Below are 15883 nucleotides of genomic sequence, written 5' to 3'. Positions count from 1 at the left end.
CTACACATCCATCACTTTCTTTTTACGTAACTTCTATTTTATCATTTCTAACCGCTTGGGACAAGGATTTGATAAAGAGAGATGAGGTAAAATCACTCCATAAAATTCAGTTCTTTTTAGACATTTTTCAGAAAATGACTTATAATAGGAAAGTGTTAAAAAACAATTTTTGATAGAAAGAGAATGAACATGTCACAATATTCAAGAAGCAACAAAAACCAAAAACCTGAGGATACTACAGATTCTAGACCCTCACGTGGTGAAAAAGTCAAACAAGGCCTATCCGTATTTCAAACGGTTGTAGCTACAATTGCTAGTCTTTTAGGGATTATCGTCACTTCCTTTACCATTATGAGCCTGCTCAATAAAGACAATCAAAAGACAGAAGACAAACCATCTAGTAGCACCAGCGTCGTCGTGGTTCACGATAAAAGTTCTGACTCCACCGCGACAGATACCAACACAAATACCAACACGCAAACCGATTCAAGCAATACAGAGACAAGTTCTCAGAAAGAAACCAATAACTCATCTGCTACAGAAACTAGTTCATCTGCAGCGCAAGATCAAGGTTCCACCGCAACAGACAGTGGCGCAGATACAGCATCATCTGGATCCAACTAAAAAATCAGTAAGGACAACCTTACTGATTTTTTTTGGATTTCGATTCCAGCTTTTTCTGATTTTTATAGAATGCATCTATTTCATTGTCATACTCCCATTTGAGCTTTGAGCGCTCTTCCTGGATTTGATCCAATTGTTCAAAGACGTCACGTCGAAATCGTTCACTATTTTCATCCATTTGGAAAAAATAAGTATGAACTTCTGCAGGTAACTCACCTTCTGCCATGCGATAGACTTCTTCTTTCAACTGGTCCGTTTGCTGTAGAAAATAAGAGAGATCTTCTTCAAGAGATTCCTCTTTTTTCTTTAACTGTTTCATTTTGCTATCAAATTCAAGTTCTAATTTATAAAGATCTTCCTTCATCTTCTGTCAATTCTCAATTTCTTAGCGGACTAGTAAGTTCTGGTTTGCTCACTTTAGACAAATAGTTTTTTGCCGCAGTTGCGGCTTGTCCTTCAAGACCATCTGTGATATTTTCACTGTAAGTCTTTTTTGCATAGTTTTCTAATTCCTCTGCTTTTATATGCAGTCTTGCTTGGAGAGATATATTCTTTAGCTTTATAGTGTTCACTGCTACTACAACAGCCGCTTTTATTGCCAATCTCTGTTGTGCTTTCAGTCCTTCCAGTATTTTTTCATTCATAAACGGTAAACTTATTGGCATCGTTTCCTCCTTCTTTTATGATAGGGATCCAAAAATATCAGCTGCGCCTTGTTCATCAACCTCTACAAGTTTCTGCGCACATTGAATCATACTCTTTGAGAAGCCACTCATTTTTTCTTTGTAGTTCTTTAAATTACTTTTATCGGTCTCCGCAATTCCGCTATCCCACAAATGTTCAAAAGTCAAGTCAGTCATTAAACTTTCTCTTTCACTTGCTGACAATGCCCATCCCAATCCAAAAATAACATTTCTAGATAATTCAACCTCTATTTTTATGTTTTCTTCCGCAGTCGTGATCATTTTCTCTGTTTCTGACACCTTCTGCTCAATATCTGCATCTGCCAATTGAACTGCTGCATATAACAATTCTGTGCGAAGTAAGATTCGCTCCGCATAGCTCCCAGCACTTTTAATTTTGTTGTGCAAATTATTGGGATTCTTGAGGTCTAAATTTTTTCGATCCCATTCCAAAGAAGCTTTCTGGGCATCTTTTATAATTTTAGCATATTCTTGTAAATATTCTGAAAGTCCTGAAGCAATTGAAGGTATATTAGCAATTATTTTCGTGGCATCAGTGATACCAATACCAAATCCGTCACGAAATATTAAATAAATTTCTGTCTTATGATTCCAAGGATCTTTTAATGCTTCATGTAACAATGAAGCAAGTTTTTGAAATACCTCTGGTTTCATTGTCACAAAGCGTTCAATTGCTTCCTCAGGAAAATACTTCTTCAGATTATCTATAGTTCTTCTGTTCAGCTTAGCAAGTCTCTGGCCAGCAACTAACAACTCTGGATGATAGGATTCCGATGCCGTTAGGATATTCCCATAACTATCTATTTGATAGGCACCAAAATCATGGGAAGAATACTTGTCCATCATACTAGTATACTTAATCGGGACAACTACATTAACTTGACCAAGTTGTTGATCCCATGGTTTATCACGATTGAGCATACTAACTGGATCAAAAGGATTGACATAATAAACAATTTTTTTATCCAATAATTTCAGTTTTTCATCACTATACCCAGCTTTTTTTAAACTAGCTGTTGTATCTGGGCCATCAAAAAGAACTGCTTTTCCAACGTGATTCAATTCTGATTCAGATAATCCTGCCAAACCTTGTACGGATACCATTGTTCCAAGCGAATGAGCCGTTACATCCATTTTAGCATCCGGTGCAGCTTTTTCCTCTAATTCAGCGATCTTTTCTTTCATCCCTTTTGTAGCATACTGTGCTTGAGGGACGATCGCATCCGTAAGAGCAAAAGCTGCATCATTATTGATCCAATCTTGATAGTTAAATTCCTTAAAATTACCTTTTTTGATTTGTGGTAAATTAATTCCAAAACCATCACTTCCACGAATCGAAAAATAAGTCTGGTGCGTATTCGCGTTGATCGTATCAGTATCTGTGACATAATAAGCGTGGTATCCAGTTTCTTCATCCTCTAACAACTTTTTATTATCCGGTTGAAGATAAACATTGCCACCATTCGGTAGATCCGTACCGCCACCTTTAGTTATCTGTCCATCCTTATCTTTTGCATCTATGGAGAAATTAAATTCAATGGATTTCCCTGAATCAAATTTTTTTCGACTTTCCGGATCCAATTGTTCATATGGAAACTTATTTGGTCTATCTCTGTAAGCTGATTCTGCTAATGAAGCATATAGATTATCAAAACTTTTTAAATTCCAATTAGTCAAATAATTTCCCCCCTACTCTAATGTAGGATCCTACATACATCTCATCTAAATTTAATGTATTATCCTCATTAATTGGGATATCTACTCCCCAACCCGATTCTTCAATATTATTTATACGTCCATAAACACTCATATAATATTCAGGAGTTGTCAGTCCACCATCACCCCATTGTGTCTGATCCCAATCAATCTGAACGGATTCAACTTTTGAATTTTGTGCTTTGACTAAATCAACAATTTCCTGTTCGTGTTCTTTTAGATAGTCCAGTTGTTTTTTCTTTATAGTTTCTTCATCTTCCTTTAGGTCTTTCGTAGATGAAGCAGCAATCGTTTTTCCTTGTTTTGTATCATCTTTATGTTTCACGGTACATCCTCCTATACTTAGCAACACTGCAATTGAAGCAACTATTATCATGATTTTTCGACTTTTCATGAGTCCTCCTATCATTCTGTACAGATTATTCTCTAAAATTTCCACCTGTCATTTCTCTTAACAAACTCATTGTAATAGTCATTTGTTCAACTCATACTATTTATCTGCTATTTTCTATTCTAAGATTGAAAACTAGATGAATATTATTTTAATTATTATAGCATTTATAGTTTGAAAATCAAGTTATCTCACTACATAGAGCTTTTTAAAACATGAGTTAATTAATTCTTTACTTTTGATTATCAAAGTTTTAAATTAAAGAGTTATGACGTTGGTTACGATCTAGACTAATGGTCTATTACTTACACATAGCACGTTTTTTCCTATCATTTTAAGTTCAAATTACTCAAATAATCTTCCCCCTATGTTAATGTCGGATCCTATATACATCTCATCTAGATTCAATGTATTGTCATCATTAATTGGGATATCTACTCCCCAACCCGATTCTTCAATATTATTTATACGTCCATAAACACTCATATAATATTCAGGAGTTGTCAGTCCACCATCACCCCATTGTGTCTGATCCCAATCAATCTGAACGGATTCAACTTTTGAATTTTGTGCTTTGACTAAATCAATAACCTTCTGTTCGTGTTCTTTTAGGTAGTCCAGTTGTTCTTTTTTTATGTCTCCTTCTGGTTTTTGTACGACTTTCTTTGGAGATGAGGTCGTTATCTTCTGTTCGGGTCTTTTGGTCAAGGGCATGATTTTTCCTCCAAGAAAAACCAGTCCTAGGATTGGTAACAAAATAATCAAAAATAGTTCCATTTGTCTCTTCATTTAATCTTCTCCAATCTATACACTTCAAATTGATCTATCAACTTATTTATTCGAAAATTCTTCCACCTATCCTTAAGTATTGGCCCAAAGACATTGTCTTTAATTTTATTTTTCCATCTTCCACAACTACATCAACTCTCCAACTCGATTCAGAATTTTGATTAAATCCGCCAAAAATGAGAATCATCTCGTCACCACCTTGTGGCGTCCCATTTCCTGCTACTCCCCACTCAGTTTCATCCCAATATATTTGAACGGATTCAACTTTCGGATTTTGGGCTTTCACAAAATCGACGATTTCTTGCTCATGTTCCTTGAGAATAGCGAGCTGTTTTTGTTTAATGGCTTTTTTGTCTACTTTGATTGACGATGAAACATTCGTTTTATCTTGCTTGGTATCTTCCTTCTGTTTCACGGTACATCCAACTATACATAGCACCACCGCAATTGATACACCTATCATCATGATTTTTCGACTTTTCATAAGTCCTCCTACCATTTTGTACAGATTTTTCTTTAAAATGTCCACCTATCATTTCTGGATCTATTATAAACTCATAGCTTAAGTATTTTTGGAATCCTTCCCTCTTCATAGCTAGAATGATCTGTTGATTTTATTAAGGAAAATTCGAACCAGAGATTGAATCAATTGAAGTTAGATTCTCAACATTTGGTTTTGGGACAATAAAAAATGAATAACCATTGAGTTCCTTATCATTTGCCCCATAGACCTTTAAACGAATGTCAAACCCAGATTCTGTAAAAGAACCACTATCTCCTACTTTCACGCTATCCCAGTCATACTTGACCCGAACAACTTCTGGATCATTCGACTTTATGTAGTTCGTAATTTCGGACTCGTGTTTTTTTAAGAAGTCGACTTGCCTTTGAGTAACAGTTGCTGTATCTTCTTTAGTGGAGGAAGAGGTTGCAGTTTGTGCTTGTTTCGTATGAGCTTTTTGCTTTACACTACAACCTCCAATAATTGTGAAAATTAGCATTAAAGATATTAACTTAAGTGTACAATTCATTTTACTTTTCATGTTTCCTAATAACACTAATACTTCTATTTACTTAGGAAAAAATTTTCCAGCCACCATTTTCCTCGATATAGATATCATTTAGCATCCCCATTTTTTTGATAGTTGGTATGCTATTTTGATCTTCTAGGTAAAAATCAACGGAGAATTTTGTGTTTTCTAATTGATTAATTTTACCAGAAATAGATAAATTGTATCCACCACCCTGAGGCGTTCCATTCCCAGACTCTTCAATTTGCATACTGTTCCAATTAACCTGAACGGATTCGACTTTTGGATTTTGGGATTTCACAAAATCGACGATTTCTTGCTCGTGCTCTTTTAGATAAGCGATTTGCTCTTTTTTTATTTCTTCCTTTGATTTTTGTACAACTTTCTTTGAAGAAGTGCTTGTTATCTTCTGCTCCGGCCTTTTGGTCAGGGTCATGATTTTTCCTCCAAGAAAAACCAGTCCTAGAATCGGTAACAGGATGATTAAAAATAATTCCACTCGTCTCTTCATTTTTTTTCTCCAATCCTTCCTTTCATGACTAAATAGGCGGTCACTTTCCTTACTATTATAGCATCTTTCATTTGAATCTCAATCTAAGTCACTAGTTAGAGCTTTTTAAAGGTAATCAAAAAGGAACCCGGAAGTTCCTTTTGTGTTATTTTCGATACATCTTGACCTGGAGGTAAAGATCGTTATAGACTCCAAGCAATTTCTTGCCTAATTGTTGATAGACTTCCAAATGGTCCAGTGTTTCATCGCTTGGATAGAAGGATTGGTCATCTTGGATTTCTTTTGGCAACATGGCTTTGGCTTTTTTATTTGGCGTAGAGTAGCCGACATAAAGAGCATTTTTCAAAGCATTTTTAGGACGAAGCATGAAGTTAATAAAGGCATATGCTGCTTCTTTATTTTTCACGGTTTTTGGAATGACAATGTTATCAAACCAAAGGTTGCTGGCTTCAGTTGGGACGACATAGCGAAGATCCTTATTGGCTTCGAGCATTTGGCTAGCCTCTCCTGAGAAGGTAACCCCAATAGCCGCATTGTTTTGGATCATATAGCCTTTCATCTCATCGGCCACCAAAGCTTTGATGTTTGGCGTCAAGGTGTAGAGTTTATCTACTGCCTCTTGCAATTTCTTTGGATCCTTTTCATTGAGGCTATAGCCCAAGGTATTGAGACCAATTCCCATGACCTCACGCGCACCATCGTACATCATGATGTCATTTCTGTACTCTTCACGCCAGAGATCTGACCAATGTTCAGGAGCATTTTTAACCATCTTGGTATTGTAGACGATTCCCAAGGTCCCCCAGAAATACGGTACTGAATATTGATTGCCTGGATCAAACGATTGGTTCAAGAGTTTTGGATCGATATTTTCCATCCCTTTGATCTTGGATTGGTCCAACTTTTCAACCAGATGCTCATCCATCATCTTAGCAATCATGTATTCACTAGGAATCGCAATATCGTAAGTGGTTCCACCTTGCTTGATCTTAGTGTACATGGCCTCGTTGGAATCAAAGGTATCATATTGCACCTGAATCCCTGTCTCTTTTGTAAATTCCTTGAGCAATTCCGGATCGATATAATCTCCCCAGTTGTAGATGACCAGCTTGTCACTATTCTTGGTATTCATGCTGGCTTCGATCTGGTGGCTAATTCCCCAGAGGACCAGAATGACAAGGACAATCCCAGTTAGGAATGAATAAAGTTTTTTCATGCTGCTTCCTCCTTTTCACGGGTAATAAAGTAATAACCGATGACCAAAAGCACACTAAAGAGAAAGACAAGGGCGGACAAGGCATTGATACTGAGGGAAATTCCTTGACGCGCACGTGAGTAGATCTCTACAGACAAGGTTGTAAAGCCATTTCCGGTTACAAAGAAGGTCACGGCAAAGTCATCAAGAGAATAGGTAAAGGCCATAAAGTAACCGGCGATAATGGCTGGTGTCAGATACGGCAACATGATCTCTTTGAGCATTTGCACTTGAGTAGCTCCCAGGTCATAGGCAGCATTGACCATATCCCGGTTCATTTCCTTGAGTCGTGGCAAGACCATCAAGACCACAATGGGAATCGAGAAGGCCACGTGGCTAGCCAGAACAGATAGGAAACCTAGCTGGTACTTCACCGTCGTAAAGAGAATCAAGAAGCTGGCCCCGATCATAACGTCTGGCGCTACCATGAGAATGTTGTTGATGGAAAGCAAAGGACCTTCTAACTTCTTCTTCGATTGGTAGATATAAATGGCTCCAAAGGTTCCGATCACCGTCGCAATCAAGGCTGACAAGAAGGCCAACAGAAAAGTCTCTGATAAGATCAGCATCAGGCGACTATCTGCGAACAATTCATTGAAATGCTCAAGCGTGAAGCCTGTGAAGGCATTCATATCTCCCCCTTTATTGAAGGCATAAAAGATCAAATAGAAGATGGGAAGATAGAGGATCAGAAAGACGAAGCCTAGATAGAAATGAGATACTTTTTTCATCGTTCTCTCCTTTCTCTCGTTGCCCACATGGTAAGGAGCATAGCAAGGATCAGAACAACTCCGATGGTAGAACCCATTCCCCAGTTTTGTGTTGTCAGGAAGTGCTGTTCAATCGCAGTCCCTAAGGTAATGACTCGGTTTCCACCGATCATCCGTGTCAACATGAAGAGGCTCAGACTAGGAATAAAGACAGACTGCACACCTGAGCGGACTCCATTCATGGACAAGGGGAAGACCACATGACGGAAGGTATCCCAACGATTGGCTCCCAAATCATAGCTGGCATTGATCAAGTTTGGATCTAAGTCATCTAAGACATTAAAGATCGGCAAGATCATAAAAGGCAACTCGATGTAGCTGGCTACAAAGATAAAGGAGAAATCAGTAAAGAGGATCTGCTGGGGAGCGACTCCGAGAAAGCTTAAAAAGCTATTGATGGAGCCGTTTTGCCCAAAGATTCCGATAAATGCATAGGCCTTGAGCAAGAGATTGACCCAGGTTGGCAAGACAATCAACATCAACCACAACTGCCGGTGTTTGAGAAGCGTCAAAAAGTAAGCAGTCGGGTAGGAGATCAAGAGCGTCACCAGGGTGACAATTCCAGCATAAAGAACCGAATTAAAGCTCATCTTTAAATAGGTCAAATTTTGCGAAGTGAAGAACTCTTTGTAGTTTTCAAGTGAAAACTGCCCTTCAACGTTGAAAAACGATTGAAAGATGATCATGACTACAGGAGCTAGGACAAAGAGAAAAATCCACAAGAAATAGGGGAGGATAAATAGATTAGAGGTTGTTTTCTTCATCTCTTTCCTCCTCAATGGCATTAATCAAACCAGCTTCTTGCTCTTCCACTTCAACGTACTCTTCGATCCGCGCATCGAATTCTTCTTCGGTTTCGTTGAGACGCATAACGTGGATATCTTCTGGTTCAAAGTCTAGCCCGATAACTTCTCCCACGATGGCCTTCCGAGTGGAGTGAATCATCCACTCATTTCCCAAATCATCATAGGCGATGATCTCATAATGCACACCACGGAAGAGCTGGGTGTCCACCTTCACTTGGAGCTTGCCTTCTTCAGGAAGAGTGATTTGTAAGTCTTCAGGACGAATGACGACTTCAACTGGTTCATTTGGACGCATCCCCCCATCGACGGCTTCAAAGCGTTTGCCATTGAACTCAACCAAGTAGTCCTCGATCATGCGACCATCTAGAATGTTGGACTCTCCGATAAAGGTGGCTACAAAGTGGTTGATCGGCTCATCATAGATATCCACAGGAGTACCAGATTGGACGATCTCTCCTTCGTTCATGACAAAGATCCAGTCACTCATGGCAAGGGCTTCTTCTTGGTCATGGGTAACAAAGACAAAGGTAATCCCCAAACGTTGTTGCAATTCCCGCAACTCATACTGCATGTCTGTCCGAAGTTTCAAGTCAAGTGCAGACAAAGGCTCATCTAAAAGGACCACTCGTGGTTCATTGATAATAGCCCGTGCAATAGCTACCCGCTGACGTTGACCACCCGATAATTTTTGGATTGAACGTTTTTCAAATCCTGCTAACTGGACCATTTTCAAGACTTCTGAAACACGGCGTTCAATCTCAGCCTTGTCCACCTTTTTCAAACGAAGGGGGAAAGCCACATTTTCAAAGACCGTCATATGCGGAAACAGGGCATAGGACTGAAAGACGGTGTGGACATCCCGCTTGTTGGTAGGGACATCATTGATCCGTTCCCCATCAAGGTAGACATCTCCAGAGCTAGCATCCAAAAGACCAGCAATAATATTAAGGATAGTTGATTTTCCTGATCCAGATGCACCAAGCAGGGTATAGAACTTCCCTTCTTCCAATTCAAAATTGATATCCTTTAGGACAACGGTTCCGCTATCTTCAAAGACCTTTGAAACATTTTTAAACTCAATAATTGGTTTTTTCAATTCACATAAATTCCTTCTTTACTGCGATTACCAAACTGCTTTTCAAACGAAAATGCAGCGGCTGACAGGAAGACCTGTCAGACCACCAATACCTCTCGGGGACTTACTAGACTGCCCCACCTATTTACGGTATCGATAGGCACTCACCCCCTCTCCGACTGATGCTATCGATGATTCACTATCAATTGTTCTTCACTACTAAAGTTCTTAGTCTTGGCCGATAATGCGAACTTCTGGTTCTAAACGGACGCCTGAGTGAGCTTCTACTGCCTCAATGACATGGGCGATCAGGTCTTCGTAGTCCTTAGCTGTTCCATTGTCGACATTGACCATAAAGCCGGCATGCTTTTCAGAAACTTCCACACCACCGATTCGATAGCCTTTCAGACCTGCTTCACTGATCAATTGACCTGCAAAATGACCGACAGGACGCTTAAAGACAGATCCACAAGAAGGGTATTCAAGGGGTTGTTTCAACTGACGAAGATGGGTCAACCGATCCATCTCCTGCTTGATCGCTTCGTGATTGCCTGGTGACAAAGCAAATTTGGCAGAGATGACAACAGCGCCTGTCTCTTGAATCTTAGAATGACGGTAGCCAAAAGCTAGTTCACTCGCTGACAGAGTTTCGATCTCTCCGTCTTTGGTCAAGACCTTACAGGATACAAGGACATGCGCGATCTCTCCCCCATAGGCTCCCGCATTCATAAAGACAGCACCACCGACACTGCCTGGAATGCCACTAGCAAACTCGAAGCCTTTCAAACTATGGTGCAATGCCACATGAGTGGTGTCGATGAGTTTAGCTCCTGCCTCTGCTTCGATCACATAACCATCCACACTGATATCTCGCAAGCGATCAAACATAATGACAAATCCCGGAATGCCCCCATCACGGACAATGATATTGGACGCATTGCCCAGGACCATCCATGGAATTTGCTCTTGGTTGGCAAATTGGACGATGCGTTTTAATTCGTATTGGTTGCGAGGGAAAGCTAAAAATTCAGCATTCCCACCTACCTTTGTGAAGGTATAATGTTTTAAAGGTTCTTGAAAACGGATATCAATCCCTTCAAGAATTTGATTCATTTTTTCATTCATCTTTCTGTCTGTTCTCTCTCTATAAAAATACAAACTATTATACCAAATTTTTGACTATTTTTCGACCCTAAAAAACAAAAGAAGGCCTATAATATTCAGGCCTTCCTTTTACCATTTATTATGCAATTTTACGTGCGATAGCACGATTCTTTTGTCCATCCAGAGCTGATTTGACCGAAATCCAAGCACCACCAAGAGTAAAGACAGCTAGCAAGCCTAGATTCAAGTAAAATTTATCTGGGACGTCCCCTGAAAATGTCGCTTCATTGAGAAGCGTCCAGGACATATCAAATGGCAAATCCAGTTCACTCATAAGCGCCAAAGTATAATCTAATTGGTTGACCAAAAAGACGGTCAAGACCATCAAAATAGCTGAAACTACCACACCTTTTTTAGTCAATTTCTTACCAAGAATCTCATAACCTTTGATAGTACAATAACCGAGGGCAGCCCCTGCTAAAACAGATACATAGCCAAGACGCGCTACCAAGAGGGCAACTGCTCCACCGATGATTACACCGATCACAGCCCCTACAATCCCTAAAAGGAAGTTTTCTTCCCGCGCTTCATAAGCCTCAACTGTATCTTGCACTTCGGCTTGGTAGGCTCTAAAGGTTTCATCGTCGATTAAAAAGATCGCATCTCCAATTTGATACAGACCGATTGGCCCTTCCTCACCCGTTTGCGCATTCACTTGCACAAATTGGTGGTTGAGCAAGAAATCAACAATATCTTGGATAGCTGTCCATAAGGTTTCGACAGCCTTCCCTTTGGTCATTCCACCTTTGACTACGATCGAGGTCAAGTAACCATCAGAAGAGATGGCATTAATGGCTTTTGATTGTTCTTTTAATTCATTCCAAAGAATTTCACTATCTTCGATCAAGTCTCCTTCGGAACCTTGTTTCACACTGAGTGAAATGGTAAATACATTCTTGGTTTGAGCGCCTTCAATGACTAACAAGAAGCCTTCACGCTCTCCATACATCACACGGGCTTCGCCATCAAATTGCAGCCCAAGATCGGTAGCAATACTATATAAATATTCTGGTTTCATGTTTCCCCCTAAACTTTCGGGAAAGCTTGAGCTTTTCCCCGTACAGTTCCCATTCTACCATAGGAGAAGCAAAAAGGACATATACATTCGTATACATCCTTCTTTCATTTGTGTTACATTGAGGTTTATTTCTCAACACGAACGCCAAAAGTGTCGATTTTAAGTTGGAAAATCTGACCTTCTAGTCCGAGTTTTTCAAGAGCTGCGACAAAGGCTGCTGTATGCTCTGGCGCTAAGAGGTTCATGATTGTTGGGCCTGCTCCTGACAGATAGGTAGCGTAGGCCCCATGAGCATGTGCTACTTCTTTGACCTGAGGGAACTCTTTGACAAGAGATTGACGGTAGCGTTCGTGGAAATGATCTGACTCGATGGAGCGACCAGCCGTCAGCAAATCTCCCTTGAGGAGAGCTGCGATAGCGACATTAGCTACGCTACTGGCTGCGACAGCTTCCTTATAAGACCATTCTTTCGGTAGGACATTCCGACTATCACTGGTCTTCAATTGGTAGCTCGGTACAAAGGCCACAAGGTCACAGCTTGGGAAGTCAGCCGTGACATATTGGACATCTTCACCGATGTAGCTCGCAATGACCATATTCCCAAAGATAGCTGGAGCTACATTATCCGGATGACCTTCGATCTCGGTCGCGATGCGTAATTTCTCAGCGTCTGATAGCTGGAGCTTGGCTAATTGGTTGGCCAATTCAATCCCTGCGACAATGACCGAGCTAGAAGATCCAAGACCACGCGCCAAGGGCACTTGACTGGCCATCTTGATCCGATGGGGCTGCATATCGGTTGAGATAGAAAGGGCTGTTGAGAGCAGGAGGTTTTTCTCATCTGTCGGAATCCCTGCTCCAAGATCATGCTCAATGAACCAAGCATCTGCTGGTTCAAGGACTTCAATGGTCAAATAGCGAGTCACGGCAATCCCAACAGAATCAAATCCTGGCCCTACATTGGCACTGGTTGCTGGAACAATAATTTTCATGCTTATTCTCCCAAGACTTTAAAGGTATTCAAGAGTTCGAAATTCGCCTCTGAATCCAATTTTTCAACCAAGTTCTTGAATTGTGTTTGGTTGACTTGGTGGGTAATGATGACGACACTTGCAAATTGACCATCTGAGTCTTCTTGGAGGATTTGCTTGAAGGAAGCTCCTTCTGCATTAAAGATCTCCGCAAGACGCAAGATTTGACCAGTCGCATCTGGTGCCTTGATTGAGAAGTAATAATTGTTCTTCACATCTTCTGGTTTAGCCAATTGAAGAGGGCGGCTGTATTCATTGAAGGCTTTACCAATCGTTCCTTCTTTTAGTCTACGGACAATGCGAACGAGGTCGGCTACGACACTTGTCGCAGTTGGTTTTTGACCAGCACCTGGGCCGTAGTACATAGACTCACCAATACCGATGGATTCCACATAGACCGCATTCATAACGTCGTTCACCCCTGCGAGTGGATGCTGTTTTGGAAGGAAGGTTGGTGTCACTTCTGCTGCGATCCCTGACTCTGTTTCAACGATAGAGCCGACAAGCTTGATGACATAGCCAAGGCTTTGAGCAACTGAGACATCTTGAGGAGTGATTTGGCTGATTCCTTTGTGACCTACTTGGTCAAATTGGATATTCATTCCAAAAGCAAACTGGCTTAAGATCACCATCTTGTAAGCAGCATCAATTCCTTCAACGTCGTTGGTTGGATCACTTTCAGCGTAGCCAAGGCGTTGCGCTTCTGCTAGAGCATCCTCATAAGTCCAGCCTTCTTCGACCATTTTGGTCATCATGAAGTTAGAGGTTCCATTGACCACACCGAGCACTTTGGTCACCTTGTCGGAAGCAAGGGAATTCACCAAGGTCCGAAGGATTGGGATCCCACCAGCTACGGCAGCTTCATAATAAAGGGCCACTTGGTGTTTTTGAGCAATCTCTAGCAACTCGCTTCCATGAACGGCAAGAAGGTCTTTGTTAGCAGAAACCACGTGCTTGCCTGCTTCCAGCGCACGGGTGATAAAGGTCTTAGCTGGCTCAATACGACCCATCAATTCCACAATGATGGCAATGTCCTTATCTTCAATGATCTCATCGACATTGGTCACAAAGTTGTAGTTGTGACCCGCCGCTTGTAATTTTTCCTTTTCCGCATCATCTCGAACCAAGACCTTGGCGATCTCGATTTCATCTTGAGCTGCCTGGGTGATTTTTTCATGGTTTTCTTTTAATAAAAATGGTACGCCACTTGCAACAGTACCAAATCCTAGTAAGGCAATCTTAACAGACATCCTATTGACTCCTTGAATTTTCTATAGTAGCTCCATTATAACAAAAACTTGAGCGTTTGACAGCCAATTGCCTTAAAAATTCTGAATTTTCATGACAGGATCTGCCTGTAGCAAGTTCTGGAAAAGAACATAGAATTTGTGGTACAATAAAGAAAATAATGAAAACGGTGACACTATGAGTAAACGAAGAGTACCTAAAAAAATCAAAGTCCTACTTGGAATCAATGCACTCCTCTTGGTCTGTATCTTTATTTGTAGCTTTCTTCTAATCAAGCGGATCACTCAGCCGAGTGATGGAAATACCAGCGGCACTGCCATGACGCGCTCGCTAGATGAACACAGTTCCTCTATCGAGTGGACCCGAGTGAAAAAGCCGGTCAAACTGCCCATCCTCATGTACCACTCCGTGCACAATATGGCTGAGTCCGAAGCTGCCAATGCCAATCTGATTGTCGATCCAGAAACCTTTGAGAGCCAACTAAAGGCCCTGAAAAAAGCGGGTTACTACACATTGACACCAGAGGAAGCCTATCGCATCCTCGCTAAGAACGAAGTGCCAAAAGGTAAGAAATATGTCTGGCTGACCTTTGATGATGGCGTCGAGGATTTCTATACCATCGTCTATCCGCTTCTTAAGAAATACAAGATGACGGCCACCAACAATATCATCACAGACTTTACCCAAAAGGAAAAAGAAAATGTCCTGACCTTTGACCAAATCAAAGAGATGAAACATGCTGGCTTGACCTTTGAAAGCCATACAGTCAATCATCCAGACCTAGCCAATTCCAGTCTCGAGACTCAAAAGAATGAGCTCGTCGCTTCTAAACGCCTGCTAGATAAGGTACTAGATCAAAATACCAGCGTTATCGTCTACCCATCTGGTCGCTACAGCCAAATCACGATCGACCAAGCCAAGAAAGCTGACTACAAACTAGGCCTCACCACTAAAAATGGACTAGCCAGCTCCGCTGATGGCCCCTATTCCCTCAAACGAGTTCGGATCCTTCCAACCACTACAGGAGAGGATCTCCTAGCCATGATCCAAGAATAAAGAAAGACCCCTGTCTGAAATGATTTCAGACAGGGGTTTTTGTTAGAGTTCCTTCTCTAGTTCATTTAGAAAGGTGATTAAAAATTGATGGCGACTTTCTGCCATTTGTTTGGCAGTCTCCGTGTTCATTTCATCTTTTAAGAGGAGCAACTTGTCATGGAAATGTTGGACGGTATCTGTAAGGGGTCTCCCTTTGTGGCCACCATAGGAAAAAGTTCGCGCAATTCCTACAGCTCCTATCGCATCCAGGCGATCTGCATCCTGGACAACCTTGCCTTCTAAGGTTTCTGGATGTTTCCCACGATTTTTGCTGAAAGAAACAGCATTGATAACTCGACAAATCTGGTCGATTTGGTCTTGAGGAATACCGATCTCTTCTAGAAACATGCGAGCATTCGCATTATTCTCTGTATGAAACAATTTATCATCATCAGCATCGTGAAGAAGAGCTGACAAGCCCACTATCTCCAGATCACATGGACCTTCTGCTTGTGCGATTCTCATAGCATTGGTATAAACGCGGAGGGTATGCTCCACATCATGACCATCCGCTCGATCAGCAAATAAGGTTTTAACATACTGCTTAGTAGCTTGGATTCGTTCTTCGATCATCGTTCTTGTCCTTTGTTTAATCTCTGCTCAGTTTTATCTATTCATTTGAACTAGTTATGGAGATGTGCAGTTTACTTTAAAA

The 15883-nt window shown here is 40.9% G+C and carries 19 protein-coding genes; 2 read left to right on the top strand and 17 right to left on the bottom strand.

What is annotated here, in order from left to right; all coding sequences use genetic code 11:
* The first annotated feature begins 189 nt into the window (after positions 1 to 189).
* Positions 190 to 624, top strand: coding sequence for a DUF6556 family protein (locus LIZ08_RS04030; protein WP_049507343.1), 435 nt, complete (start codon positions 190 to 192; stop codon positions 622 to 624).
* 19 nt (positions 625 to 643) lie between these two features.
* Here the strand turns inward: LIZ08_RS04030 and LIZ08_RS04025 are convergent, their stop codons facing one another.
* From LIZ08_RS04025 to LIZ08_RS03950, 16 genes are all read right to left on the bottom strand, one after another.
* A complete protein-coding gene (locus LIZ08_RS04025) occupies positions 644 to 988 on the bottom strand; it encodes a hypothetical protein (RefSeq protein WP_024055918.1) in 345 nt (114 codons plus the stop codon).
* Positions 989 to 1001: 13 nt separating this feature from the next.
* Positions 1002 to 1289 (bottom strand): hypothetical protein, encoded by a 288-nt coding sequence (locus tag LIZ08_RS04020; protein ID WP_024055917.1) that lies wholly within the window; start codon positions 1287 to 1289, stop codon positions 1002 to 1004.
* A gap of 15 nt (positions 1290 to 1304) precedes the next feature.
* The gene (locus tag LIZ08_RS04015) at positions 1305 to 3005 is read right to left on the bottom strand and encodes a hypothetical protein (RefSeq protein WP_227038323.1); all 1701 of its coding nucleotides are present in this window, start codon (positions 3003 to 3005) and stop codon (positions 1305 to 1307) included.
* On the bottom strand, positions 2998 to 3438 hold the full coding sequence (locus LIZ08_RS04010; protein WP_070466133.1) for a hypothetical protein: 441 nt from the start codon (positions 3436 to 3438) through the stop codon (positions 2998 to 3000). Before LIZ08_RS04010 ends, LIZ08_RS04015 begins: the two co-directional genes overlap by 8 nt.
* 342 nt (positions 3439 to 3780) lie before the next feature.
* Complete coding sequence (locus LIZ08_RS04005; protein ID WP_070466135.1) at positions 3781 to 4224, bottom strand: hypothetical protein; 444 nt, start codon at positions 4222 to 4224, stop codon at positions 3781 to 3783.
* Between the two features lie 46 nt (positions 4225 to 4270).
* Positions 4271 to 4708, bottom strand: a complete 438-nt coding sequence (locus LIZ08_RS04000) for a lipoprotein BUG3 (RefSeq protein WP_148130449.1) — start codon at positions 4706 to 4708, stop codon at positions 4271 to 4273.
* Positions 4709 to 4841: 133 nt separating this feature from the next.
* Complete coding sequence (locus tag LIZ08_RS03995) at positions 4842 to 5267, bottom strand: hypothetical protein (protein WP_227038322.1); 426 nt, start codon at positions 5265 to 5267, stop codon at positions 4842 to 4844.
* A gap of 31 nt (positions 5268 to 5298) precedes the next feature.
* Complete coding sequence (locus LIZ08_RS03990; protein WP_049507336.1) at positions 5299 to 5766, bottom strand: hypothetical protein; 468 nt, start codon at positions 5764 to 5766, stop codon at positions 5299 to 5301.
* Between the two features lie 145 nt (positions 5767 to 5911).
* Positions 5912 to 6982, bottom strand: coding sequence for an ABC transporter substrate-binding protein (locus LIZ08_RS03985; protein WP_045759569.1), 1071 nt, complete (start codon positions 6980 to 6982; stop codon positions 5912 to 5914).
* Positions 6979 to 7752: an ABC transporter permease gene (locus LIZ08_RS03980; RefSeq protein ID WP_003002847.1), complete on the bottom strand. Its 774-nt coding sequence runs from the start codon at positions 7750 to 7752 to the stop codon at positions 6979 to 6981. Before LIZ08_RS03980 ends, LIZ08_RS03985 begins: the two co-directional genes overlap by 4 nt.
* On the bottom strand, positions 7749 to 8555 hold the full coding sequence (locus LIZ08_RS03975) for an ABC transporter permease (protein WP_049475040.1): 807 nt from the start codon (positions 8553 to 8555) through the stop codon (positions 7749 to 7751). Before LIZ08_RS03975 ends, LIZ08_RS03980 begins: the two co-directional genes overlap by 4 nt.
* Positions 8536 to 9693 (bottom strand): ABC transporter ATP-binding protein, encoded by a 1158-nt coding sequence (locus tag LIZ08_RS03970; RefSeq protein ID WP_201090004.1) that lies wholly within the window; start codon positions 9691 to 9693, stop codon positions 8536 to 8538. Before LIZ08_RS03970 ends, LIZ08_RS03975 begins: the two co-directional genes overlap by 20 nt.
* Before the next feature lie 207 nt (positions 9694 to 9900).
* The gene (murB, locus tag LIZ08_RS03965) at positions 9901 to 10797 is read right to left on the bottom strand and encodes a UDP-N-acetylmuramate dehydrogenase (protein WP_195326800.1); all 897 of its coding nucleotides are present in this window, start codon (positions 10795 to 10797) and stop codon (positions 9901 to 9903) included.
* Between the two features lie 118 nt (positions 10798 to 10915).
* The gene (locus LIZ08_RS03960; protein ID WP_024055527.1) at positions 10916 to 11854 is read right to left on the bottom strand and encodes a hypothetical protein; all 939 of its coding nucleotides are present in this window, start codon (positions 11852 to 11854) and stop codon (positions 10916 to 10918) included.
* A gap of 125 nt (positions 11855 to 11979) precedes the next feature.
* A complete protein-coding gene (gene thrB, locus LIZ08_RS03955) occupies positions 11980 to 12846 on the bottom strand; it encodes a homoserine kinase (protein ID WP_195529659.1) in 867 nt (288 codons plus the stop codon).
* 2 nt (positions 12847 to 12848) lie between these two features.
* Positions 12849 to 14135 (bottom strand): homoserine dehydrogenase, encoded by a 1287-nt coding sequence (locus LIZ08_RS03950; protein ID WP_227038321.1) that lies wholly within the window; start codon positions 14133 to 14135, stop codon positions 12849 to 12851.
* Positions 14136 to 14310: 175 nt separating this feature from the next.
* On the opposite strand from LIZ08_RS03950, the gene LIZ08_RS03945 reads away from it, so the two are divergent.
* A complete protein-coding gene (locus LIZ08_RS03945) occupies positions 14311 to 15189 on the top strand; it encodes a polysaccharide deacetylase family protein (RefSeq protein ID WP_227038320.1) in 879 nt (292 codons plus the stop codon).
* 42 nt (positions 15190 to 15231) lie between these two features.
* Here LIZ08_RS03945 and LIZ08_RS03940 read toward each other — a convergent pair whose 3' ends face one another.
* Positions 15232 to 15801, bottom strand: a complete 570-nt coding sequence (locus LIZ08_RS03940; RefSeq protein ID WP_195189558.1) for an HD domain-containing protein — start codon at positions 15799 to 15801, stop codon at positions 15232 to 15234.
* Positions 15802 to 15883: the final 82 nt, after the last annotated feature.

This window comes from Streptococcus sp. 210928-DFI.4.42 (assembly GCF_020554365.1).
Taxonomy (GTDB): Bacteria; Bacillota; Bacilli; order Lactobacillales; family Streptococcaceae; genus Streptococcus; species Streptococcus parasanguinis_S.
This window is presented reverse-complemented; position numbering and strand designations above follow the sequence as displayed.